We start from the raw sequence: 25089 nt of genomic DNA, 5'->3' as shown, positions 1-25089 counted from the left end.
ACCTCTTATTTTGTAATAAAACTCCACTGACCATTTCGCTGAATCAATCCGCTTGCAGAATCCAAGGCAGAATAATCATCTGGTCTAATATCTGTGCGATTGACTAGAATAATCGGTGTCTGAGTAGCATCGGAATAGGCTAGCATTTGACCATCCTTATCACGAACAGTAACTTCCAATTTCAGTTTCAAATTGTTAACGGTTGGTAGGCTGCAACGATAGTGGATTGTTTTGTGACCTTTACCGGATACCATCTGGTCCATTGAGTTGTCATTATAAATCCAAATATTGCGGTCGATGTCTGTTAAAGAGAGCGCCAAGTAAGTATCGACATCTTCTAAAACATCATATTCAATTTGAAACTCAATCGAATCAGCAGGGCTAATCTGATTAGAACTAAGTAATTGTAGTTGGAAATGTTCGACCAACTTAGCATCATCCTGCTCAGCAGCTTGCTGTTCTTCTTGCTCCTCATGGTGCAATGGCGCTGTATTGTCATAGCTATATTGGTTGGCTACATTTTCTGGATTGCCAATCGCCTTGACCAAGCCGTGCTCGATTAAAACAGCTTTGTTACAATACTTTTTGACTGCCCCCATATCATGAGTGACTAAGATGGTTGTTTTTCCACTTTTTTTACGTTCTTGGAAATAGTCATTGCATTTTCGCTGAAAGGCCTCATCTCCAACAGCTAATACTTCGTCAAGGATAAGGATGTCCCCCTGCGCCTTGATAGCTACTGAAAATGCTAGGCGAACCTGCATCCCGCTGGAATAATTCTTCAGTTTCTGGTGCATAAAGTCGCGTAATTCAGCAAATTCAACAATGTCGTCATACATGGCGTCAATCTCATCTCTTGAAAATCCAAGGAGAGCGCCATTGAGATAGACATTTTCACGCCCTGTCAGCTCAGGATTAAAACCAACGCCCAGTTCGATGAACGAAACCAATTTCCCATCCACAATTACTTCTCCATGCTCTGGAACATAGATTTGTGAAATAATCTTTAAAAGCGTTGACTTGCCTGAACCGTTCCGGCCAAGAATCCCAAAGAAATCTCCCTTTTCAACTTCAAAGGAAATATCCTTGAGAACATGCTGTTCTTTATACCCTTTGATTCCTTTGAAACGGTTGACCATGGTTGTTCGCAAACTTTGCGTAGCCTCTGTGGGCAACTTAAAAAACTTGCTGACATGGTTTACTTTTACTGCTATATTCTTTTCTGTCATTAGAGAATCTCCGCAAATTTCTTAGAATGTTTCTTGAATACCATGATACCAATCACAAAGACAATTACTGGAATCAAATAAGGAATCGCTACAATGGCCTTGTTTTCAATGATTTGCCAGATTGGTAGATTGGCTCTATCAATCACAAAATAGCGCATATCCTGAATGATTTGTGCTAAGGGATTGAGCATAATCAGCTTGGCTGCTAGAGCGCTTCTATCCATAACAAAAGAGATAGAATAAATAATTGGTGTCGCATACATTCCTGCCTGCATAAAAACTTCCCAAATCTGAGCCAGGTCACGAAAACGCACAAACAGCGTCGATAGGATAAAGGCGACACCTGTTGCCAACAGGAACAACTCAATAAAAAGTGGAATAGCAAAAATGACTGTCCAAGTAAACTGAACACCATTCATCAGCGAGAACAAGAGGACAACCACCAAATTGATTGAAAAGTTAATAGCTGCACCAAACACTGCTGACAAAACAATAATTTCTTTTGAGAAGTTGAGTTTACGGAGTAAATCCCCACGAGTGACAATAGATACCATTCCCATATTGGTCGACTCCGAAAAGAAGGACCAAATCACATTTCCTAATAACAGAGCTACTGGAAAGTGCGGCACATCTCCACCCAATCTCAGAAAATGGATGAAAACAACATACATAATAGCAAATAACATCAGGGGTTTCAAAATCGACCAGAGATAGCCGATGACCGATCCTTGGTAGCGTAATTTAAAATCTGTCTTAATCAATTCTCGCAATAAGATGCGATTCTTGGTGGAAAATAAATCCATGTTTACTCCTTATAGGCGAATTTGGTAATAATCAGGCTTGAGAAAACAAAGGTATGGAAGGCCTTGTTCTTTCGCAAGCCGTATTTTTTCAAGGTACGGATACGATCTAAGAAACTCTTATCCATAATGGTGATGAAAGCTTCAATTAACTCTCTATCCTCTGCTTTCAGCGGCATCTCCAAAAGATACTTCGCTTGTTTTTGACTGTTCTTGATTAAATCCCAATAAATAGAAAAAAGAATATGGGGGCGAATCCATTTCTGAACTCGTTTTGATAGGGTTCTTGCCCCTAAAACATTATCCGTGTGCTGACGATACAATTCTCCAGCCTGATCAATATAGACTAGTTTTCCAAAGGCTGTTGCAAGAAGAGCCAGATACCAGTCGTGCATAATGATGTCCTCCGTCTGAGTCCAAAGCTCAGCTAAGGCATGGTTAATCATGGACACACCGCCAGTTACTGTATTTTCTGTCAGTTCCTGCACCAGTTCGGTATTGGCGTGGTGCGACTGCGTGCGAATCATACTTTCTGTCATCACTTCCAAGTCTTGGTTGACCACTTTTAAATCCATATAAATCATGAGCGGTTCTTGATTGGAATAATGCTGGGCTTGATCTAGGCTGGTCTGTAACTTATCAGGCAGCCAAATATCATCTTGATCGCTGAAAAAGTAATAATCAGCTTCTTCATAATGCAAGAGCGTGTAAAAACTCTTAATAACTCCTAAGTTGACCACTTCATCAGCGTTGATAAAGCGAATGCGCTCATCCTGAGTGACAAAGTTTTGAATAATCTCTCTGGTTTGATCCTTGGAGCCATCATCACGAATCAAGAGGGTCCAGTCACTGTATGTTTGTTCCTGGATACTCTTGATTTGTTCTGCTAAAAAGCGCTCACCATTGTAGGTGGACAACAATATGTTCACTTTCATTTCAAAAATAAATCCTCGTATTGGCTGACAATTTTCTCCCAAGTATAGTTGGTTTGCATGTGTTTTTTTGCCGCCTGCCCTAACTGGAGATTTTCATCCTGCCGATCAATCTGATTCAGCAACTGAGATAAACTCCCCTTAGTCTTTGTCCAATAATGGGCATTTTCTAGAGCAACCTTACGGTTAAAGTCAACGCCCAGAACCAGATTTTCATTGGTCTGTGCTAGAGCCTCAAGGAGGCTGGGGTTGGTGCCTCCGACCTCATGCCCATGAATGTAAGCTCGACAGCTCGAGCGCAAGTACTTGAGCAGGTCTTGAACGTAGACAGTACCGACAAACTTAATGCGCTTATCAGCATCAAAGCCTGTTTCCTCCTTTAGTTTTTGGAAATAGGCAGAGCCTTCATGATTACAAACGATGACCAAATCACGTTTTGTTTCTGAAGCCATGAATTCTTTGATGGCTACGGCATAATTATTTTCCGGTACAAAGCGACCAATAATCAGGTAAAATTCCTTTTCCCTTATCTGCCAGTTTTCAAAAAACTGTCGCACCTGAATAGTATCGGCTTCATAGGCAGTTTCCGTCAAATCCGTTCCGTAGGCGATAAAGGTCGTCTTAGACCAGGGATAGGCCGCTTGAATATAGGACTCAATCCCCTCATTGTCCGCAATCACTAAATCGGCATGGCGCGTCATTTGTTTTTCGGAATATTTTAAATAGGTCTGAACAGGCTTGGACCACTTGGTTCGCTTCCACTCCAGCCCGTCTGGATTGATAAAGAGTTGACCATTCAGAGCGTGGATTTTCTTGGCAAAAGGTGCAATAAAGGCTCCAATGGTATTACCTAAGATATAAAAAACAGGTTCTGCAATCTGCTCTTTCGCAATCAGTTGCAGTGCATAGCTAATAGCCATCATATCGTAGGCAATGACCCGTGCTGGACCTAATTTGGGCGGATTGATAGTAAAACAGTCTGCCCCCTTATAATTCGAATGTGTTTGATGGCTATCGTCCGATAGACAAGCCACATGGTATTGGATAGTTGGGCTGACCTGGTGAGACACAAGTTGTTCTACAAAGGTTTCAAAGCCGCCATATTTTGCCGGCAATCCGCGACTGCCAATAATAAAAACGTGTTTCATTTCTTCCAAGCTCTAAAAAGTATAATCAGATTATTATACCATTTTCTTTCATTATTTTCATTCTTTTAGTACAAAAGTTCCTACTATAATTTGTCATTTACTAATGAAGGTTTTTTTGATAGGATTAGTAGTGTAAATAAAGGAGCTTATATGAATTTGAATAGATATTTCCCCAAATGGCTCAACCAAGTCTTGGCTGGAATGTTCTTAATTAGTATTTTTTGTGCATTTGTCTTCAATATCCGTAGTGAATTAACAAGTGCCAATAACAAGGGGCTTGTTCGGATTAGTGCTATCTATTCCGCGCAACAGATTGAAAACATCCTGATAAACGGGAAAAACATCTCTTCTAGACAGATTGTTTCCAATGAATGGACAACCCATAATATTGATGTTGTGAATACTCACTACACTTCCAGTCCACTCTCTGAAGAAGTCAGCATGGTGATTCAATCCGCTGAACCCGTCAAGACTATTTCCTTTGAATACCGGAATGCGGACGACGATAGCTTTTTGCACATTCAAGTAGACAACCAACTCATAGAAAAAGTGAATACCAAACACGCCAAAAATGGTCGGTCTTTTAAAACCGTTCAACTGGATCAATACTACCAGATAAACTCCACAAACATTTTGTGGTATATTCAGGCACTTATCTTCCTGATTTCGATTGCTTACGTCACCTATTTCCAACTTTTCTATCATTATTCAAAAATCAGACTCTTATTCTTTGCCCTTCTTCTCTGGGGAATTCAGTATGTCATCAAGCAGGCATTTGGTTTCTTTTACGAGGACAAGGTAACAGTCTTTAATTCTAGTTATACTGAAAATCAGCTAACCTTAACCCTTTGGCTATTTGCCTTTCTGACTCTCATTGCCTTTAAAGTAATAGCTGATGGAGGTCGGCCGCTGATAAAGCGATTGCATCAAACAAGTTACTACTCTCTATTGCTAGCAACACCTTTTCTAGCCTTCTTTATTACTGAAAACTGCTACTCTCAGTTTAATAATGTTGAAGCAGAATGGTTCGTTCCCAATCTGATTATTCTCTATGCGATTTACTTCGTTTTCGCCTATATTCTTGGACTCAGAGCAGCAAGTTCCCTACTATTGCTACTCTCTCTAAGCAGCGGATTTGCCAATGAGATTCTGATCAAAACACGCGAAACTCCGTTTATGCACTACCACCTTTTGCAGTTTTTTGACGGCTTGAATGTTGCAAGTAAGGTTGAAGTTGTCATGACTAATCGCATGTTCCAATCTCTCATCTTCACCTTAGTGGCTTTCAGCATCCTCTACTCCCTAAGAAAACCCGAACCAGTTTGGTCTCCACAGCGCTTCAAGTATTACTTGATGTGTTACTCGCCGAAATTTACTTGGGTATTCCTTCTTGTCAAACCTGTGATTGCCGTTTTGCTACTTGCTATTCTTCCAAGTTTTATTTTTGGGGTCGCCAAAACAGCCGACATTCCTCTAAACTATTGGAAAATGCACGCAACATATTCCCACAAGGGGTTGCCGCTATCTTTTACTAGCTTTTATCTCGACTCTGTTATTGAACCGCCTAGCGGTTATTCTCCTAGTCTTGTCAGCCAAAAATTAGAAGAATACCAACCCCAGAAAGACGAGGGCAATATCAAACCCAATATCGTCATCATCCAAAATGAATCACAAGCTGATTTTTCTAAACTGGAAGGACTGCAAGTAGAACCTGACCCCCTTGCTTTCCAACATTCACTCAAGGAAAACGCCGTACATGGCAGTCTAAACGTTTCTGTCTACGGTGGTGGAACAGCCAATACAGAATACGAAACCTTAACCAGTAATGCCTTGGTTCTCCTGTCACAAAATGTATTTCCTTATCAGCAACTCATCACTCAGCCCAAACCAAATTTCACAACTTTCGTGGAAGAATTGGGCTATAAGACTGTGGCCCTCCACCCTCAGGCTGCAAAAAATTACAACCGAGAAGAAGTTTACCGGCTGCTTGGATTTGACCAAGCCTACTTTCTCAATTCCAAGCCAGCGATTAGCCAATTAGCAGACATCCAATATGATCGCGGCTTCCCAACAGACCAATTCTTATTCGATGCGATTGAGAACCTCTATCAAAACAAGGATGACTCTCCCTTATTCACTTTTGCAGTTTCCATGCAAAGTCATGGGGGATACGGTAGCAGCGAAGAAAACTACACCCGCGAAGTAACAATTGACGGTAGCACCTCAACTTTCCCTGTCGAAACCGAATTTTTGACCAGTGTAAAAAAGAGCGATCAGGCCTTCGCTAATCTAGTGGAATTTTTCAAAGCATATCCAGAACCTACAATTATACTTATGTACGGCGATCATCAACCTGCTCTATCAGAAACATTCTATCAGCGATTTATGGATCTCTCTGATAAGAGTTCACTTTATTCCACACCATTTGTCATCTGGAGTAATTTTGACATCCCTGAACAGGAAGAAACGACTATTAGTCCTAATTTTCTTATCCCCTATACACTGGATATCCTTTCACAAACTCCGCACGCCCTACCTCAATCTTCCTACTATCAATTCTTACAGGAAGTCCGCTCAGCCATTCCAGTATTTACAACTTGGGGCTACCGACTTCCTGACGGCAGCATTGTGGATGAGGTCGCAGACTCCCCACTCTATCAGGATTACCAACAAATCGAGTATAATAACGCTATTGACAGCAATCCCTTAGAAAAATTTTATAAAATAAAGTAGCAGTCAAGCTACAAAAACGAGGCTAGGATGTATTCATCCTGCCTCTTTTTTTTTATTTACGAACTTCTTGCTTATAAAATGCCTCAAGCGCCTCTTGCCATGTTGGGATGACAAAACCTGTCGCTTTCGCCTTATCCAAGCTCATGGTTGAGTTGAAAGGGCGTTTGGCCTTAGCTGGGAATTGGCTAGAATCCACTGGTAGAACTTTGGTAGTGGTATCCTTGAGAATCTCTGTCGCAAAGTCAAACCAAGTTGTGTCTTCTGCCGCATCATTTGACAAATGGTAGTAGCCAAATTCTTGCTTAGTATCCACCAAATAAACCATAAATTCAGCCAGAGTACGAGTCCAAGTAGGGCGACCGTGTTGGTCATTGACAACGGTCAAGGTGTCGCGGGTTGCCGCAAGATTTTGCATGGTAAAGACAAAGTTTTTGCCATAGTTACCAAAGACCCAAGCTGTACGCACTGTGTAGAACTTGTCTGCAAATTTCTCAACCGCTTCTTCACCCAAACGCTTGGTACGACCGTATTCAGATTGTGGATCTGGCTGGTCATCTACTTGCCATTCTTGACCGACTGGCAAATCACCATTGAAGACATAGTCTGTTGAGATATAGACCAGAGTTGAACCGTATTTTGCTGCTGCCTTGGCAACATTCTCAGAGCCCGTTACGTTAATTTTGTAGTTGAGTTCCTTGCCTTCATCTTCAGCCATATCAACCGCTGTATAAGCTGCACAGTGATAAACAACCGTTGGTTTCACTTCCGCAAAGAAGGCATCTACTTTGTCTGCATCTGTGATGTCCATTTCTGCCACGTCAGCCGCAACATACTCAACACCGCGCTCATCCAAAAGGTAACGCAATTCTGTGCCCAACTGACCATTTGCACCTGTAATTAAAATCATTGTTTTGACTCCTTCATTTGTAAATCAATCACTTCATTATATCAAAAAAACAGCCTATTGGCTGTTTTTGAACTTGATTACTTAATCACTTCTTGGGTCTTAGCGTAGTTAGCTTCAACAGCTTCTTTCTCAGCCTTCCACCAATCTTGGTTATCGGTGTACCACTGGATGGTTTCTTCCAAACCTTGAGAGAAGTCTGTGAACTGCGGTGTCCAGCCAAGCTCATCACGAAGTTTGCTTGCGTCAATGGCATAGCGCAAATCGTGTCCTGCACGGTCTGTTACATGGTCGTAAGCATCCTTTGGCTGACCCATTTTTTCAAGGATGAGTTCAAGCACTTCCTTGTTGTTCTTCTCGCCATCAGCACCAATCAGGTAGGTTTCACCCATGCGGCCTTTTGTCAAGATCGCCCAAACACCCGTTGAATGGTCGTTGGTATGAATCCAGTCACGGACGTTCTTCCCTTCACCATAGAGTTTTGGCTTGATACCTGCCAAAATATTGGTGATTTGGCGTGGGATAAATTTCTCGATGTGCTGGTATGGACCGTAGTTGTTTGAGCAGTTGGAAATGGTTGCTTTCACACCAAAGGAACGAACCCAAGCCTTGACAATCAAGTCTGAGGCTGCCTTGGTGGATGAATATGGTGAAGATGGGTTGTAGTTGGTTTCCGCAGTGAATTTCTCACCCGGACCTTCACCATGACCTGGCAAATCTTCACGCAAAGGAAGGTCACCGTATACTTCATCAGTTGATACATGGTGGAAACGGATGTCGTATTTACGAGCCGCTTCAAGCAATGTGTAGGTACCGATAAAGTTGGTATGGATGAATGGGCTTGGATCGTTGAGGGAGTTGTCGTTGTGGCTTTCTGCCGCATAGTGAACGATGGCATCTGCCTTTGCAGCCAATTGGTCTACCAATTCAGCGTCTGCAATATCTCCCACAACCAACTCAACACGGTCACCAAGAATGGCTTCCAAGTTGGCCTTATTACCTGCATAAGTCAATTTGTCCAAGACGGTTACATGAACATCTGGATGGTTGTTATATACATAGTGGACGAAGTTTGAACCGATGAAACCAGCGCCACCAGTTACGATAATATTTTTAAATTCTGACATTTTTTTCTCCGAAAATTTCTTTCTTTTTTGTGTGCCATCTTAGGTAGTGGGCCGAAGGTGTTTCATTACTAACCTATGAGTCTAGGGCCTCAAGGGTTTCCCCGCTCCTTAACAAAGCCAAGGAGCTTCTCACTACGGCGATGACATACAGAAGAGGCTCGCTCTGCTCGCCCTCTTTGATTGCCAGACTACTTCAACATTTCTTTCAAGTAATCAATCTTAGCAAAATCTTTTTGATTATTATTTTCTGCCCGATAAGAATCTTTGGAGGAGGCTTGATAGATTTTCAAGTATTGCTTCAGCGTCGGCAGATAATAGCGAATACCTTGAGTCTCAATCTCTTCCAAGTCCTCTAACTCCACGCCCGCAAAGTCGGGAAGCGAATGAAGGCCGCCAAATTCAACAGAAAGGCCATCCTTTTGAAATTCATGCTCATGACGGTCAACGAGGACATAGCCCAGCTGGTTCATCATGGCAATCAGCTCATCCGCACGGTAAATCCGCTCCTCGTCAGGAGCCTCCCAACCTCTGGGATCACTGGGCACATGAATATCAAGGTCCCTTGCCTGCCAATCCCGTCCTGTTCGCCTTTCCAGACCGACAGAGCCCATTAACAAGGGAGTGATTCCTAGCTTGTTTAACTGCTCTGCGATTTCCAAAAAAGCTTGAAACATTAGAGGTCTTCCTTTCTCAAAGGCTTAACATCCTTCAAAAGCGGGTGGTTTTTATCTGCTTCTGACACTTCTGCTTCTTCTAGGTTTTCCCACTGGATGTCAAGACTAGGATCAGCGTAGTTGACAAAAGCATACTTAGGCTTGAGTTCCAAAGCCCAGTAGTCATTGACCAAGTAACTGTAAGCCACGAAGTCTGACAGGACTTGGAAACCGTTGGCTACGCCACGCGGTACAAAAATTCCTTTTGACGCGTCAATAACCGTTTGGTAGGTATTACCAAAACTTTCACCCTCACGCAGGTCAACCCAGGTTCCCAGGACCTTGCCGCCATCTGCGACTGAGATATACTTATCCCAAGGCTCTGCGTGGAGGCCACGAAGAACATTTTTGCGGGAGAAGGAAACGTTGTTCTGCAATTTTCCTTCTGCAAAGAAGCTTTCTGGGAAGCCAAGCGGAAGCATTTTCTCCTTTTGGAAATTTTCCTTAAACCAGCCACGATTGTCGCCATGGACTGGAATGTCAAATTCCAGCATGCCAGGAATAGTCTCTACTGGACGAGCTGCTAGTGTTTTACCAAAAAAATTGTCTGTCATTAGGCTTCTCCAATCAAACGGAGCAAGTACTGTCCGTATTCGTTCTTCTTGAGTGGCTGAGCCAGCTCATATACCTGTTCCTTGCTGATGTAGCCCATGCGGTAGGCAATTTCTTCCAAGTTGGCCACTTGAACGTTTTGCAAACGCTGTACAGTCTCAATGTACTGAGCCGCTTCCAAGAGGCTTTCATGCGTACCTGTATCCAACCAAGCAAAGCCGCGTCCCATGAGCTCAACAGACAAATCGCCACGCTCCAAGTAAGCCTTGTTAACGTCTGTGATTTCCAACTCACCACGAGGAGATGGCTTGATATTTTTAGCAATCTCAACGACGTCATTGTCATAGAAGTAGAGCCCTGTAACCGCAAAGTTTGACTTAGGCACTTCTGGCTTTTCTTCGATGGAAATAGCGTTCATGTTGTCATCAAACTCCACAACACCAAAGCGTTCAGGGTCTTTAACATGGTAACCAAAGACAGTTGCCCCTGTTTCTTTAGCTGCCGCTCTCTGCAACATTTTGGTCAGACCGTTTCCATGGTAGATATTATCTCCAAGGATAAGAGCAACATTGTCATCTCCGATAAATTCCTCACCGATGATAAAGGCTTGTGCCAAGCCGTCTGGACTTGGTTGTTCTGCATAAGAAAGAGAGATTCCAAGCTCACTTCCGTCACCCAACAAATCCTTAAAACGCGGAAGGTCTTGTGGTGTAGAAATAATTAAAATTTCTTTAATCCCAGCCAACATCAAGGTTGACAAAGGATAGTAAATCATTGGCTTGTCATAAATAGGCATCAACTGCTTGGAAGCAGCACGAGTAAGAGGATAAAGCCGGGTACCAGACCCACCAGCTAAGATAATACCTTTCATAATTAAAACCTTTCGTAAAATATTCTTGGTCTATTATACCATATTCTAAAGCGGTTGTCATGACTAAAAAAGCCTGCCGCAGCAAGCTTCCATATTTTATCCAAGTGCTACATCCAAGACCATCATAATGACAAAACCTGCCATCAGGCCTAAGGTAGCAATATCGGTGTTTCCATTGGTTTGCGACTCTGGAATCAGCTCCTCCACTACAACGAAAATCATCGCTCCCGCCGCAAAGGCTAAGGCGTAGGGAAGAATTGGGGTCATGTAGGTAACTGCAACGGCCCCAATCACTGCCGCGATTGGTTCTACAATGGCTGACATAGAGCCCCAGAAAAAGGCCTTGCTGCGGGATTTTCCATCCGTCCGAATTGGAATCGCAAGCGCTGCTCCTTCAGGGATATTTTGCAAGCCAATCCCCAGTGCTAGACCAATCGCCCCAATAAGGGCCGCGGTTGTGTTGTTGTTGGCCAAAGCGCCAAAAGTCACCCCAACGGCCAAGCCTTCAGGAATATTGTGAATGGTAATGGCCAAGAAAAGCAAGGCAGTTTTGGATAGATTTTTCCTCCCAACTTCATCGCCACCTTCGGCCTTATCAATCTCATTTCCCAAGTGAAGGTGGGGAACCAGAGCATCCACCAGGCGCAAGAAGAAGCCACCTACTAAAAAACCAATAGCAGCCGGAATCCAGGACCATTTTCCATAAGCAGCATCCGCATACTCAATAGACGGTGCAAGAAGCGACCAAAAAGATGCCGCAATCATGACACCCGCCGCAAATCCCAACATGGTGTCTAAAAGACGTCGACTGACCGTTTTGAAAAAGAATACTACGGCCGAACCCAAGATAGTACAAAACCAAGTAAACAAGCCGCCTATCAGTGCCTGAACTAAGACAGATTGTTCTGTAAACCACGCCATGAAAACTCCTACTTTCCTACCAAATTCTTACTAGAGATGCCTGAAGGGGTTGGTGGTCACTGTGGAAGGATAAACTTCCACATCCCAAGCCTCTTCGGCTTTCCATTCTTCTAATTTTTGAGCAATTTTCTTGATAAAAAGTGCTTCAATATGGTGACCGGGATCTATTCCCAGAAGGCCCTGAGTCAGCATTTCTTGCCCTGTATGATAGTAAATATCCCCTGTAATATAAACATCCGCTCCTTTTTCAAGCGCATCTTTATAAAAAGAATCCCCACTGCCGCCACAAATAGCTACTCGTTTGATTGGTTGCTGGACGTGATACGGATAAGCTACAAGGCGAACGGCATCCAAATCAAAAACTTCCTTGACCTTAAGAGCTAATTCTTCCAAGCTTTGCTCTTTCAGACTGCCAATACGCCCTAGCCCACATCCTGGAGCTGTTTCGTGAAGAAAATCTGTGTCTTCAATCCCCAAAAGTTCACAAAACCAGTCATTGAGCCCACCATCTAGCACATCAATATCTGTATGACTGACGTAAACTGCAATGTCATGTTTGATTAACTGAAGGCAAATCTGAGTCTGCAAATCATCGGCCACTAGGTGTTTGAGAGGTCGAAAAATCGGTGCATGTTTCACAATAATCAAATCCACCTGCTTGTCAATCGCTTCTGCCACTGTGGTTTCGCGAATATCCAATGCAACCATGACTCGCTTAATGTCCTTATTAAGCGTGCCAATCTGCAAACCTGACACATCTCCTTCCATTGAAAGAGCAGGCGGACAAAATTCCTGATAGCGTTGAATAAGCTGACTAGCTAACATGAAGAACCTCCTTGATATCCTTGATTTTTTGAAGAATAGCTGCGCGGTCAGCTTGACGATCAAGCGGAACCTGTTCCAAAGCATGAACAAGCTTACCTAACTCTCTCTCCCACTTTTGGATAAAAACAGGTGAGCGGTCAGCTTGCAAAAATGGCCCAAAGCGCAACTCTTGAGCAGATAATTCCATCTGTCCATGCTCTGCAACAAGAATTTCATAGCGTTTGCCAGATTCTTCTAAGATGCTTTCAGCAACCAACTGAAATCCATTGGACATCAACCAACTGCGCACATCATCCTCACGGTTATTGGGCTGCAAAATCAAGCGTTGTATCCCAACCAACTTATCCTTTCCAGCTTCTAGGATGTCGGCAATCAGTCGGCCGCCCATCCCTGCAATCGTGAGAGTATCCATCTTGTCTGACAGCGTAAAAGCAGCTAAGCCATTGGCCATACGAACCGCAATCTTCTCGCCTTGCTGGGCTTCTTGCACATTTTTTAGCGCAGATAGATAGGGCCCCTGCACCACCTCGCCTGCAATAGCATACTCAATCCGCCCTTTTTCCACCAAAAAAAGAGGGAGATAAGCATGGTCACTCCCTACATCGACTAAACGCGCGCCCTTGGGCACAAAAGATGCGACTGCTTCCAGTCTTTTTGATAATCTTGTTTCCATTTTCTATTCTTTCCAGAGATTCATGGCATCCAAAAAATCATCGGATACCGTGACATTTTTAGGAATTTGAACTTCACGTTCAGCGTTTTTCGCTTCAACTTGGGCTAGGGTCGTAATCCCTTCGCGGCGCCAATTTCTCAAGATGGCTTGGATGTAGCGCCAGTTAGTCTTGTTGTTAAAGACAGCCTCTCGTAGAGCTGCCCGAACCAGCTCAACAGAGGTGTGATCCTCGTGAATGGTCTTTTGCAAATCTTCAATTTCAAAAGGTGATAGGAGCCGCCCCAATTCACGTTCAAAATCAGCAACTAAATCCTTGATGTCATTGCTAGGTAGAACTGGCTCTGTTTCCAGCTTGGGAGACAGAAGAGCATCTAGTTTTTCCAAGGCAGGCAGGGCATCAAAAATCATTTCGATTTCCCCGGCCAAATTGATGGTTTTAAACTCCAACAAACCTGCTTCTTGCAGGTGTTCGATGGCCTCATTAACTGTGGCCACCGTCTTTCCAGTAGCCTGAGCAATTTGACTGGGCGCAATACTATCTAGCTGGCTAGTATTTTGGTAGAAGAAAAACTGCCAAACTAGAAAATCATCAGCTGACGGAAATAGTTCCTCAAAATGAAAGAGCAAGGCTGGTGGCAAAACCAGATGACCCTGCTGATAATACTGTGAATGGTTCATAGTTCCTCTTATAGACTTGCGGAAATAGCTGACTGTTCATAGGTACTCCAATCGTAAGGAGTTTCCTGATACACAGCGTAGTTAATCCAGTTGGTAAAAAATTGAGCGGCTGGCAGGTTCCAAGAAAGAGCCGGCCGGCTGCTTGGATCATCATTTCTAAAATAATTTTCCGGAACATGGGGATTCTTACCCGCTAGGCAGTCGCGTTCGTACTCCTTGGCTAAGGTATCCCGATCATATTCCAAGTGGCCAAAACTATAAACTTCGCGCAAATCCCGACTGGCAAGAATTGATAGCCCCACATCCTTGCCCTGAGCCAAAATTTGGAGTTTGTTTAAATGGGCAACCTCCTCAGCCTTGACCTCCGTATAACGAGAATGGGGCGAGCGAAATTCATCATCAAACCCTCTCATCAGAGGCGAATCTGTTTTGGTCACAGTTTGGCAATAAACGCCAGACAGTTTCCTGTCCATGCTATGTTTTGGTACACCGTAACGGGCATAGAGGCCCGCCTGCGCTCCCCAGCAAATATGCAGAGTCGAATAGACATGGCTCTTAGACCATTCAAAAACGTCTTCCAACTCCTGCCAATAATCAACCTCTTCAAAAGGAAGATTTTCTACTGGGGCACCTGTCACAATCAGACCATCGAAATAGTTGTTCTTCACTTCTGCAAAGGTCTTGTAAAACTGCTCCAAATGTTCCACATGGGTCGTCTTCGACCGGTGACTGGACATGTGCAAAAATTCAATCTCCAACTGCAGAGGGGTATTCGCCAATAAACGCAACAACTGAGTTTCTGTCACAATCTTTTGTGGCATCAAATTGAGAATCAAGATCTTAATAGGACGAATGTCTTGGTGACTGGCACGGACATCATCCATCACAAAGATATTTTCTGTTTTTAGAATTTCTACAGCTGGTAAAGTCTTATCAATTTTAATTGGCATGCTACCACTCCTATTCCTTTGTCTATACTCTATTATAGAATAGGAGGATATACTTTTCAATTAGAATAAAAATAGGGCTAGTTATAACTTTTAACTATAACTAGAAGTGCATCAATACCTTGTAATCGTAGTCGCCAATAGCTTCACGCCCCTTGAGTTCGTCCAACTCAATCAAGAAAGCACAGCCTGCCACAACACCGCCCAAGCGCTCGATCATTTCAATCGTTGCTTTGACAGTACCGCCCGTAGCCAAAAGGTCATCTACAATCAGAACACGTTGGCCAGGTTTGATGGCATCTGCGTGCATGGTAAGGGTATCCAGACCATATTCCTTCTCGTAGCTAGCCGAGATAACTTCACGAGGCAGCTTACCAGGCTTGCGTACTGGTGCAAAGCCAATTCCCAATTCAAAGGCAACAGGACAGCCCACGATGAAACCACGCGCTTCCGGGCCGACGATCATGTCAATCTTTTTGTCTGTCGCATACTGAACAATCTCGCGAACAGCATAGCTGTAAGCATTCCCATTAGCCATCAAGGGGCTAATGTCACGAAACTCAATACCTTCTTTTGGGTAATCTTTAATGGTTGCAATATAGTCTGTTAAGTTCATTGTTTTATCCTTTATAAAATTTTCGTACCCTTCATTATACCATGAATTTTCTAGTTAGTAAATTGGGATTACTTGTTTAACTGCTCCTGATAATCTTTTAAAAATTGGTCAATGCCATCTGGCAGATTTTCAGGAGCTTCATAAACTGGGTAGCTTGCCAGATTGGCGGTTTTCTCGAAGGTTCCATCCTCTTTTGCAAGAAAAACATGCAATTGAAACTGATAGGCTTTATCTGTTTTGACAAGCTGCGGCTGGGAATTATAGCCGGTATCGACATAAACCAGTGGTTTCAAGGAAGTGTACGTTTTTTTAGTTGCGGCTGCTACGCTATCAAACGTCATCAGCAAGCCTCGTGTTTCCTTTAGAAACACATCGTCGCCCTTGCGTTGGTATTCCCCTTCTACTAGGAGAATGTGGGGATAGATATCCTCGTTTTCCATCTCTTTGCGGTAGTCTTCCAATTCTTTTTCAGACTGATAGTCACTATTGTCAATCAAATAAAAGAAATGCTTGTCATCTATAAATTTGAAGTTTCTGTCATTGATAAGGTAAGTATTTCCAGCCTGTACCTTCTCTGCAGGATGACCAGCCAAACCTTGGATCAACTCGGTCAAAAATTGATAGGTTTCCTCAGGATAAAGATGAGTGTAAGCAAACAGGCCGCAAACGGATAATGACAGTATCGCAACGATGGTGAGAAGCATTTTTTTCTTAGTCATCTGCAGCCTCCTTAATCGCTGTTTTCAGCTTTTCGATTTCTTCTCTTATCCGCTCCGAGGAACTCTTGCCATTGATAGAATAAATTCCTTCCTTGTTAAAATAAGAGCTAACCCAACTTTCTTTCTTGGATGGCTGGAAACTAAAACTCAGATTATTTGGCGCTTGATAAGCAAAAAAATCTGTCTTGGTCCATTCTTTCCGATAACTTGGGTCATGGTTTTTAACTGGTTTGATGTCAAGAGTTCGGTGTAGGGTATCGTTTTTATTCGCGTAGTTAAAGGACGCTCCATTGACTACCCCGTTTTCATCCAACCCTTCAGGATCCAACTCATTGGCAAAGCGACCGGTGCTGGATAAGATAAACTCCGTGTGAAAACTCAGTACAATTTTGATGTTGACCAGCGGTTCAAAGTCTGGATAGAGCATGACAACCGACCCTGACTGCCCTCGTAAGCTGGCTGCCTTATTATGCAAACGCGAGGACTCTTCTAAATCATAATCAACAAAATAATCAAATTCTTCTAGACCAAACGTATCTTTTTCTACTTCTTTTTTAGACTGACCAGCTAAATAGGCTACCAAGGCTTCTCGATCTGTTTGTCCATCTCGGCGATAGTGTTCTCTAACCCACTGCGCCTGCTGAGCGGAGATAAGGTAGCGAAACTGGTGGACTTTGTGGGCAAGGCTGTCAGCTTTTGAGAGAGAATCTTTGGGGAACGCCTTTTGCACTAGCCGTGCAAAACTGCCCCAGAAATAATCATCAGGAGCCAACTCCTTATCGAATCGCTGAAGAAGAGCTCTCGTTTCTTCAGGACTACCAGAAAGTTCGTCTGGCATTCCAATCAAGCTCAAGCTATGCTCCAACAATTTTCTTGCTTCTTTGGCTGAGACTTTCTCTGTTTGAACCGTCCACAGTTCTTGAAAGACCTCACTTCCAAATATCTGACTCGCTTGGTAGGTTTCTTCCACTTGTTTGCTAAGACCGATAAGGTCCTTTTCTTGTGTCAACTGCCCCAGATAGCCTGTTGCTATGGCTCTATCAGACCAGCCAGCCTGCTGTAAATCTGCAATTGAACGCTCCAGTAAAACTTCAATTGCCGCTAGGTCTTCTTGACTAAGCAAAGAGCGGTGCCTATCAAGAAACTCTTTTTTCTGTTCCGCAAGGCTTAGATGTTGCTCTACGGACAGAAAATCACTTGTCGTCTGACCAGAAGACCAGACAAAATAGCCAGCTAGCGCCAATCCCAGCACTAGCAGGCTTCCTACTATTCCTTTCTTTTTCATTCTACTTTTCCCCTAGTATCTTTTATCATGTTGACTGCAGCCAATCATAGATTTCTTGAACCGTTCCCAAGGCCATCAATTCCTGTAACTTGACCAGTTCCTTCAGCTCTTGATAAATTCGGCTTTCAGCAATGTCACGTTTTTGTGCCTGAGGGTTCACCGTCATTACACCATCTTTAATATGCACAAAGTCCAGCTCTTGGAAAATTTGAATCATCTTGATTAACAGGCGTTCGTTAATTTTGAGGTAGGCGGACAGTTCTTTCAGTTTATAGCGAACATCAAATTCTTTGAACTGATAAATCGTTTTGTAGAGTTTGGCAAATTGTTCGCGACTTCCATAGCCATCCAAATAGTAAGGGATGCTTATCTCGTTTTTGAAGTAAATGGCCTGGAAATCATGAGCCTGCACCAATTCTTTCAAATGGTCAATCTGCGCAGGAAGATTGGCTACTACAACAGCCCGTTCCGCATCTAGATTTGGCAGTTCTTCTTCAAAATCAAGCACTGCAACACCAGCAGGAAGAGGGTGTTGTTTCCCACGGAGATTGTAAAGCTGAATTCCTTCTACTCGCGCATCAACCAGCATCAGTTGTAGGCTGGTATTTCCATTCCACTGGTTGACCGACAAGCGAACGGCTAACTCCAACCCCTTGACCTGAGCCATTTCCAACGCTAAATGCCCCATCCCAAAGGCCACAACATCAAAAACTGCTTGCCCTTTTTTGATCCGTAGTTTGAGGTGTGCATTGTCCTGCCCCATGGTTCGAGTTGTTTCCACTTGAAAGTTTCGCACATAAAAAATAGGTTTTTTATGATCCATACCGTAGGGCGCTAATTTTTCAAAGGACTTGAGCGTTTCAAGTTGCAAGTCTTCCAAGTCCAGCTCCTCATCCAAAACGAGATGAGGCTTAACCGTACCTTCCAGCCCTTTTTTCAGAATATAGGCTACTAAAATATCAGATAAACTTCCTAACTTGGACGCTTCCAAGGTCATACCAGCTGCGCCCGCATGGCCTCCAAAGGCGATGAAAAGATCCCTATGTTCCTTGAGGGCGTCAAAAATATCAACCGACTCAACCGAACGAGCCGACCCCTTGGCCTTTCCATCTTCAATAGACAGGACGATAACTGGTTGTTGCAGTTCTTCTAATAAGCGCCCCGCAACAATTCCAAGTACACCAGGATTCCAGCCCTCTTTGGCCAGAACCTGAATTGGCAAGTCCGCCCGAACCATCTCCTTGGCTTCTTGGTAAATCGTTTGAACGACTTCCTTCCTCTCTGTATTTTTGGCGTCCACCATGAGGGCAATGCTCTGCACCTCCTCCTCGTCAAAACCAGTCAGAAGTTCCACAGCCGGATTTGGATCATCTAAGCGACCGAGAGCATTGAGCCGAGGTGCCAACTGAAAACCAACAGACTCTTCATCCAGACTGTCCAAGTCTATGTTTGCCAATTGCATCAACTCCTGCAAGCCTACTCGCTCCGTCTGTTTGAGCAGGGAAAGACCGTATTTGACCATGACCCTGTTTTCATCCGTCAGGCTAACCATGTCTGCAATCGTTCCGATAGCAACCAGATCCAACATCCCCACTGGGATATGTTCCAAAAGCGCGCAGGCTAGCTTAAAAGCAACTCCACAGCCCGCCAGATGTTTGAAAGGGTACTGGCTGTCTGGATGTTCCGGATGGACAAGAGCATACGCCTGCGGTAAGCTATCTGGAAGAGAGTGGTGATCTGTCACAAGGACATCCACACCCATCTCTTGGGCGTAGGCAATAGCATCATGACCTGCTACTCCATTGTCTACTGTCACAATAAGGGAAACCCCTTGTTTCTCTATAAAATACTTGTAAACAGACTGATTTGGCCCATAACCATCCGTAAAGCGATTGGGCAGATAGACTTGAACTTCTGCTCCCAATTCTTCCAAGGCCTCTTTTAAAATGGATGCCGAGGTCATACCGTCAGCATCGTAGTCTCCGTAAATTAAGATTTGTTCATAGTCTTCAATAGCCCGGCGAATCCGCTCCACTGCCTTGTCCATATCATGCAACAGGTACGGGTCATGCAGATCTTCCAGACTCGGATACAAGAAGCGCTGGAGTGCTTCTTCTGTTTGGATACCGCGTTCGTACAGGAGCTTGGCCGCCGCTTCATCCAGTCCTTCTTTTTTTGCTAATTTGATAAATCCTTGATCGGAAAAACTGGGCAATAACTGCCAATCATAGGTTGATGTAATCACTGGTTTACTCCTTCAAAATGTGCAGTAACTATTATACCACGAAATGACACAAAAAAGGCAAGCTAGCCTGCCTTTTCTGACTTATAACAAAGGTGAAATAATCTTCATAATCGAACCTGCAAGTCGTTTGTACCATGGATAATGCTTGTGGAAACCAACTGAGGTAATCCGATGGGATTTGGTGAAGGATTCTTGAAAATCCTGCATAATATCTTTCAGCACTTGCTGGTGATTGTAGACATATAGACCGCATTCAAAGTTGAGATAGAAGGAGCGGAAATCCATGTTGACCGTGCCGACTGTTGCTTTTTTGTCATCCACCAAAACAACCTTGGAGTGGACGAAACCAGGAGTATATTCATAAATCTGAATACCCGCTTCCAGATAGACCTCGAAATCCGTCCGACCAGCCAGATAGGCCGTCTGCTTATCGTAGATATGCGGCAAGAGGATGCAGACTCTTACCCCACGTTTAGCTGCGTAGGTCAGGTTATCAATCATCTCATCATCTAGGACTAGATAAGGTGTCATGATGTAGATATAGTCCTTAGCAGACTGAATCATGTCCAGATAGACGCGCTTGGCTACTTCGTCCCCATCGAAAGGATTTTCACCATAGGCCAAAAAGTAACCTTCTGAATCGATCGTTTCTTTTTCCTGCATGCGGTGATCGATAAGGTATTTGGAGTCATCGTTTTCCTGCTTTTCATTAAAATTCCACATCTGAAGAAACATCAGGGTAAAGTTGGCCACTGCTTCTCCTTTAACCATGATGGCAGCATCCTTCCAGTGACCGAAACGCTCCTTACGATTGATATATTCATCTGCAATATTGACCCCACCTGTAAAAGCCACCTTGCCGTCAATAACAGCAATCTTGCGGTGGTCTCGGTTGTTTTGGATAGTAGATAAGGCTGGGATAATCTGAGAAAAAACCTTGGCCTTAATCCCATCTTTTCGCAGAGTCTTGTAGTAGTTATAGGGAAGAGTACTGAGGGAATTCATGCCATCATACATGAAGCGAACCTCTACACCTTGAGCGGCCTTCTCTTTGAGAATAGCCAGAATCTCATCCCACATATAGCCAAAATCAACAATGAAATATTCCATGAAGATGTATTTTTCAGCCTTTTTCAGTTCTTCTAGTAAGGCTTGAAACTTGGCTTCCCCTGATGAAAAATAGGTCGCATCCGTGTTGGAATGAAGGGCGTAGCCAACATATTCACTCATATAGTGGGCTAGCTTCAACTGCTCCTCATCCTCCTTGGCTAAGCCCTTCATCACCTTTTCAGAAGTGTGACCGTATTGGCGCAGGATATGGGCCTGCCGCTGGAAATTTTTCCGATAGCGTCTGGTTTCAATGTTGGACTGCAAAATGAAGTAAAACAGCGCTCCGAAGATGGGAATACCCGTCACAAATATAATCCAGGTCAGCTTGAAACTGCTGTTCATGGGGCGGTTGATAATCGTAATGGCCACCAGAATTGAAAAAATTTGCAGGATAGTCAAGAGGGTCGGAATCAATACTGCAGCAGAAGTCACCAGCCAAAGGATTGAAAAGACCGTGATAACCATGAGGGTTAAGACGATAAAGACACGACTGTAAATCAGCCTCCACAATTTTCCCATACCTTCTCCTCATACAAGATATTTTTACTATTATATCAAACGGATTGTAAATTTCCTAGTAGCGAGTAGCAATCTTCCTGTCACAAAGGCTATATCAAGCCGGATTCAAGGTGTTTCATGAATTTTCAGAATAAAAAAACATTTTCATTAGATGTTGTAAAACGCTTACATTTCTTGTATAATAATGGTATATATCCCCCGATGAATCTATTACTCAGAAAAAAAACAAAAACAAGGAGGAAGTTATATGAAACTTTCATACAAAAGTAGGCTGTTGAATCGGTTGCTAATCGCTTCAACAGTCCTTTTGGCTGCGTCTTTGGCTCAAACCACTGTGGCAGCCAATAGTTCAGAAAGTCTGGAGCAACCTGTTGTGACCACCGAGCTTACCCAACCGGCGGTCACAACTGAACAAGCACCAGCTACCACCCCTTCAACAGAAGCTGGCCCAGCAGACACAACGACTGCTAAAGCAACACCACCTTCTACCGAAAATACAGGAACAAGTTCTGTGGCAACAACCACCGAAACACCACCTGTCGAAACTAGCAGTGAAGGAACTGCCGCTACTGAGGCTGGCACTGCTGCATCAGAAGCAACGACTACCGTAGAAGAAACTACCTCTACTACAACAGAAACAAGCAGTCCTACTGCTGAAGTCCGCGCCGCTCTTGCAACTCAACCTATCACACTGGAAACAACCACTGTCTACCTCTCAGAGCCTGCTACTCTATCAGAAACAGCTTCTGTCGGCAGTAAGACCGTGGAAAATGTCACCTGGACCCTTGATGGAAAACCAATTTCAGAGTGGAAAACTTGGGACCTCCAACAGGGCGATTTCGTTGGAGAACCTTTCATCACTGTTGAAGCCAGCCAAGCAGGAAGTGATTACCACATGACTATTCAATTGGCGGCCCTCTTTGGTAGTGACTTGAGCAAGCGTACTCCTAGCAACATTCGCAGAACCTATCGCCACTACATGAAGGACTTCCTCTTGGAAGGCGTCAGTGCCGACGGTAGTTTTGTCATTCAAAAGACCCTGCATTTCCGTCCGTATGCTAGCTTCCGCACCCACGAAGAAATGCTAGCTGAGATTGAAGAAAGCAAAAACATGGCAGCCTCCGACCGGCAGGTAACCATTGACGTGATTGGTACATCTGCACAAAACCGTGACATTAAAATGGGGATTGTCGCAAAAGATCAAGCCAGCATCGACAAATACTTGACCGAAACAACTCCTCTCATGCTGACCAAACCTGATGAGATGCTCATCAAGTTGAAAGAGGGCAGCTTTGACTACAAACTACCAGTTCTCATCAACAACACCCACGCCGATGAGCAACCAGGTATTGACATTATTACCAGCCTTTTCCGCGACTTTGCAACCAAGGATACGATTGATTTCTCCACAACAGATGCAGATGGAAAACCCGTTACCCACAGTCTCAAGGTAGCTGATTTGCTGAATAAATTCATCTTCCTCTTCAACTTCACTGAAAACCCTGATGGAGATGTTCTGAACCTTCGCTCGCTCGTCAACGGACTTGATCCCAACCGTGATGCTGGTTTCCAGGTCAACCCTGAAACACGCGCCATCATCACGCAAATCCATAAATGGAATCCGATTTCCGTTCTGGACGTTCACGGATTTGTATCAGGCTTCCTGATTGAGCCAGCTACACCACCGCACGATCCAAACTTTGAGTACGACCTGATGGCTGACTTGATGTTGGAAAAAGCCCATGAAATGGGCCGAACCGGCGTAGCCAATTCCAAGTATACCCGCTACACCATTCCTAAGATTCACTGGGGAGATGGCTGGGATGACTCCTTCTCTGGCTACACAGCCGTTTATGCGATGTACCACGGCATTTTGGGTCACACCATTGAAATTCCTGAAACAAACGAAGAATCCTTCAAAGCAGGCTTCTACGCTGTATTGGGTGGCATTCGCAATATGTCCAGCAAACCTGACGCCCTGATGGAAATGCGTCTCAAATACTATTCTCGTGGTGTTAACAAGGTGGAAGATCCACGGGCTGAGGCTGAACTAGTCGGCCCAGGCGGCGAAGTGGTCGGTCGTATCAAGAAAGACCAACCGAAATTCTTCCCTGACTACTATGTCATTCCGATGACACTGGATAAGAACAACGACCTAGGCGAAGCCTTCAAGATGATCGACTACTTCAAGCGCAACGGCGTCATCGTCAAAGAATTAACCCAAGATATGGGGGAATTTAAGAAAGGTGACTTGGTTGTTGACATGGCACAAGCCAAACGTGGTTTTGCCAACCATGTCCTCTACTCTGGCTCCAACGAATCAAAATGGGGTGCCATGTATGCAGAATTGGTTGTAAACTTCCCTGATATGAAAGGCTTCAAGATTAAGCCAATCTTTAGTGACAAGGCCTTCGATGGAAAACTAGCCGATGTAAGTTGGACTCAGGCACCTCGCACAAGAGAAGTGGATCACCAAGCTCCATATTACGTCGTTGCCAACACCTCTGAAAGCGCAGTACAAGCGATTAACCAAGCGATTAAGGCCGGAGCAAAAGTCTATCTGACAGAAGATGGATTTATCATGAAAACCGATCAATTTGCCCACCTTCTCAAAGATTTTGCCCTCTATGGAGAACCGCTCTACAAGCAACCAGTCGGTAAAGAATTAAAACCGATGAAGGTCTACGCCCCATCTCACTATTACCGTTGGGCAGGAGATTTTGCTATTCTAGCCAACTCTGCACTCGCTCTTGAACGGATGGGCTTTGAAATCGTGGCAACTGCTGATGAAGCAGACGCAATCGTGCTTGAATCAGACCAATTTGATGAAACCATTTTGGGCAAAAAACCTGTCATCGTTGTCGGTGGAGCCGCTATGCAACGACTAGAAGCACTCGGAATTCTCAAAGGATTCAACGCAGAACAATTTGAAAATGGTGGAGATTTTGAAGGCTTGATGAAAGCAATTGTGGATGACAAGGATCCACTAACCAGCGGCTATGCGATGAACAGCCTCTTCTACTCCAACTCTGGTAACTGGATTGAAGGAATCCCTGAAGGCTTCCGTACCCTAGTCCGTATCGCCGGTCAAGACTACTATATCGCAGGCTGGTGGCCAGGTTACGACCAATTGGCCAATAAAGTCGTCGCGATAGCAGGCCACTATATGGATCAACCACTCTTCATTTACGCAGGAAATCCGACCAACAAGGTACATCCTGTCCACTTCTTCCGTTGGGTATCCAACTCCCTCTTTGGCACACAGCTAGCGAGTTTGGAAGAACTGCCACCGGTTGAAGTCCTCGTTCCTCAGCCAGATCCTGGTCAAACTGCCGACCCTGGCATCAGCCAACTATCTCACACCGGACAAGGAAAACAAGTAGCAAGTAGCAAGAAGACCCTACCAAATACTGGCGCTCAAGACAGCAAGATCAGCATGGTAATCGGTAGCCTCCTCCTCCTTGCCGGCGGCTTCCTGTTCAACCTTAAACGCAAAGAGGACTAAAGGTCCTTCCCAAAACAAACAGAGACCCTTCTGAAAC

Annotated in this window: 21 protein-coding genes; 2 read left to right on the top strand and 19 right to left on the bottom strand. The window is 44.1% G+C overall.

What is annotated here, in order from left to right; translation table 11 throughout:
• Positions 1-5 precede the first annotated feature (5 nt).
• From INT76_RS00360 to cps2T, 4 genes are read right to left on the bottom strand one after another with little or no spacing between them, the layout of a single operon-like run.
• Entirely contained in the window at positions 6-1229 is a 1224-nt protein-coding gene (locus INT76_RS00360; protein ID WP_212570969.1) for an ABC transporter ATP-binding protein, read from the bottom strand.
• Positions 1229-2032, bottom strand: coding sequence for an ABC transporter permease (locus tag INT76_RS00355; RefSeq protein WP_212570967.1), 804 nt, complete (start codon positions 2030-2032; stop codon positions 1229-1231). The genes INT76_RS00360 and INT76_RS00355 overlap by 1 nt, the downstream gene beginning before the upstream one ends.
• 2 nt (positions 2033-2034) lie before the next feature.
• Positions 2035-2964, bottom strand: coding sequence for a glycosyltransferase family 2 protein (locus tag INT76_RS00350; RefSeq protein ID WP_212570965.1), 930 nt, complete (start codon positions 2962-2964; stop codon positions 2035-2037).
• The gene (gene cps2T / locus INT76_RS00345) at positions 2961-4109 is read right to left on the bottom strand and encodes a beta 1-4 rhamnosyltransferase Cps2T (protein WP_212570962.1); all 1149 of its coding nucleotides are present in this window, start codon (positions 4107-4109) and stop codon (positions 2961-2963) included. Before cps2T ends, INT76_RS00350 begins: the two co-directional genes overlap by 4 nt.
• A 150-nt stretch (positions 4110-4259) precedes the next feature.
• On the opposite strand from cps2T, the gene INT76_RS00340 reads away from it, so the two are divergent.
• Entirely contained in the window at positions 4260-6842 is a 2583-nt protein-coding gene (locus INT76_RS00340; RefSeq protein WP_212570960.1) for an LTA synthase family protein, read from the top strand.
• A gap of 52 nt (positions 6843-6894) precedes the next feature.
• On the opposite strand, the gene rfbD is transcribed toward INT76_RS00340, so the two are convergent.
• The 15 genes from rfbD to cls all read right to left on the bottom strand — a co-directional run bounded on the left by rfbD (position 6895) and on the right by cls (position 21547).
• On the bottom strand, positions 6895-7749 hold the full coding sequence (gene rfbD / locus INT76_RS00335; protein ID WP_212570958.1) for a dTDP-4-dehydrorhamnose reductase: 855 nt from the start codon (positions 7747-7749) through the stop codon (positions 6895-6897).
• Between the two features lie 77 nt (positions 7750-7826).
• On the bottom strand, positions 7827-8873 hold the full coding sequence (gene rfbB / locus INT76_RS00330; protein ID WP_212570956.1) for a dTDP-glucose 4,6-dehydratase: 1047 nt from the start codon (positions 8871-8873) through the stop codon (positions 7827-7829).
• 188 nt (positions 8874-9061) lie between these two features.
• The gene (locus tag INT76_RS00325; protein WP_212570954.1) at positions 9062-9547 is read right to left on the bottom strand and encodes a phosphoribosylanthranilate isomerase; all 486 of its coding nucleotides are present in this window, start codon (positions 9545-9547) and stop codon (positions 9062-9064) included.
• Positions 9547-10140 (bottom strand): dTDP-4-dehydrorhamnose 3,5-epimerase family protein, encoded by a 594-nt coding sequence (locus INT76_RS00320; protein ID WP_212570952.1) that lies wholly within the window; start codon positions 10138-10140, stop codon positions 9547-9549. The genes INT76_RS00325 and INT76_RS00320 overlap by 1 nt, the downstream gene beginning before the upstream one ends.
• Positions 10140-11009: a glucose-1-phosphate thymidylyltransferase RfbA gene (gene rfbA, locus INT76_RS00315; protein ID WP_212570950.1), complete on the bottom strand. Its 870-nt coding sequence runs from the start codon at positions 11007-11009 to the stop codon at positions 10140-10142. Before rfbA ends, INT76_RS00320 begins: the two co-directional genes overlap by 1 nt.
• Before the next feature lie 96 nt (positions 11010-11105).
• On the bottom strand, positions 11106-11930 hold the full coding sequence (locus INT76_RS00310; RefSeq protein ID WP_212570948.1) for a ZIP family metal transporter: 825 nt from the start codon (positions 11928-11930) through the stop codon (positions 11106-11108).
• 30 nt (positions 11931-11960) lie between these two features.
• Complete coding sequence (locus INT76_RS00305; RefSeq protein WP_212570946.1) at positions 11961-12755, bottom strand: Nif3-like dinuclear metal center hexameric protein; 795 nt, start codon at positions 12753-12755, stop codon at positions 11961-11963.
• Positions 12745-13428 (bottom strand): tRNA (adenine(22)-N(1))-methyltransferase, encoded by a 684-nt coding sequence (locus INT76_RS00300; protein WP_212570938.1) that lies wholly within the window; start codon positions 13426-13428, stop codon positions 12745-12747. Before INT76_RS00300 ends, INT76_RS00305 begins: the two co-directional genes overlap by 11 nt.
• Positions 13429-13431: 3 nt before the next feature.
• Positions 13432-14106: a DnaD domain-containing protein gene (locus INT76_RS00295; RefSeq protein ID WP_212570936.1), complete on the bottom strand. Its 675-nt coding sequence runs from the start codon at positions 14104-14106 to the stop codon at positions 13432-13434.
• An 8-nt stretch (positions 14107-14114) separates the two neighbouring features.
• Positions 14115-15056: a homoserine O-acetyltransferase MetA gene (gene metA / locus INT76_RS00290; RefSeq protein ID WP_212570934.1), complete on the bottom strand. Its 942-nt coding sequence runs from the start codon at positions 15054-15056 to the stop codon at positions 14115-14117.
• Between the two features lie 100 nt (positions 15057-15156).
• Positions 15157-15669 (bottom strand): adenine phosphoribosyltransferase, encoded by a 513-nt coding sequence (locus INT76_RS00285; protein WP_212570932.1) that lies wholly within the window; start codon positions 15667-15669, stop codon positions 15157-15159.
• Positions 15670-15737: 68 nt separating this feature from the next.
• Positions 15738-16388 (bottom strand): hypothetical protein, encoded by a 651-nt coding sequence (locus INT76_RS00280; protein ID WP_212570930.1) that lies wholly within the window; start codon positions 16386-16388, stop codon positions 15738-15740.
• Positions 16381-17673 (bottom strand): DUF3114 domain-containing protein, encoded by a 1293-nt coding sequence (locus INT76_RS00275; RefSeq protein WP_212570928.1) that lies wholly within the window; start codon positions 17671-17673, stop codon positions 16381-16383. The genes INT76_RS00280 and INT76_RS00275 overlap by 8 nt, the downstream gene beginning before the upstream one ends.
• 25 nt (positions 17674-17698) lie before the next feature.
• On the bottom strand, positions 17699-19918 hold the full coding sequence (gene recJ / locus INT76_RS00270; RefSeq protein ID WP_212570926.1) for a single-stranded-DNA-specific exonuclease RecJ: 2220 nt from the start codon (positions 19916-19918) through the stop codon (positions 17699-17701).
• Positions 19919-19999: 81 nt separating this feature from the next.
• Positions 20000-21547 carry a cardiolipin synthase gene (gene cls, locus INT76_RS00265; RefSeq protein ID WP_212570924.1) on the bottom strand — a complete coding sequence of 516 codons (1548 nt, stop codon included), beginning with the start codon at positions 21545-21547 and terminating at the stop codon, positions 20000-20002.
• Between the two features lie 247 nt (positions 21548-21794).
• On the opposite strand from cls, the gene INT76_RS00260 reads away from it, so the two are divergent.
• Positions 21795-25052: an LPXTG cell wall anchor domain-containing protein gene (locus INT76_RS00260; protein ID WP_212570922.1), complete on the top strand. Its 3258-nt coding sequence runs from the start codon at positions 21795-21797 to the stop codon at positions 25050-25052.
• The last annotated feature ends 37 nt before the right edge of the window (positions 25053-25089 follow it).

The sequence above is a fragment of the Streptococcus oriscaviae genome (assembly GCF_018137985.1).
Classification (GTDB): domain Bacteria; phylum Bacillota; class Bacilli; order Lactobacillales; family Streptococcaceae; genus Streptococcus; species Streptococcus oriscaviae.
Note: the sequence above shows the minus strand (reverse complement) of the source record. Positions and strands in the feature narration are given on the sequence as shown.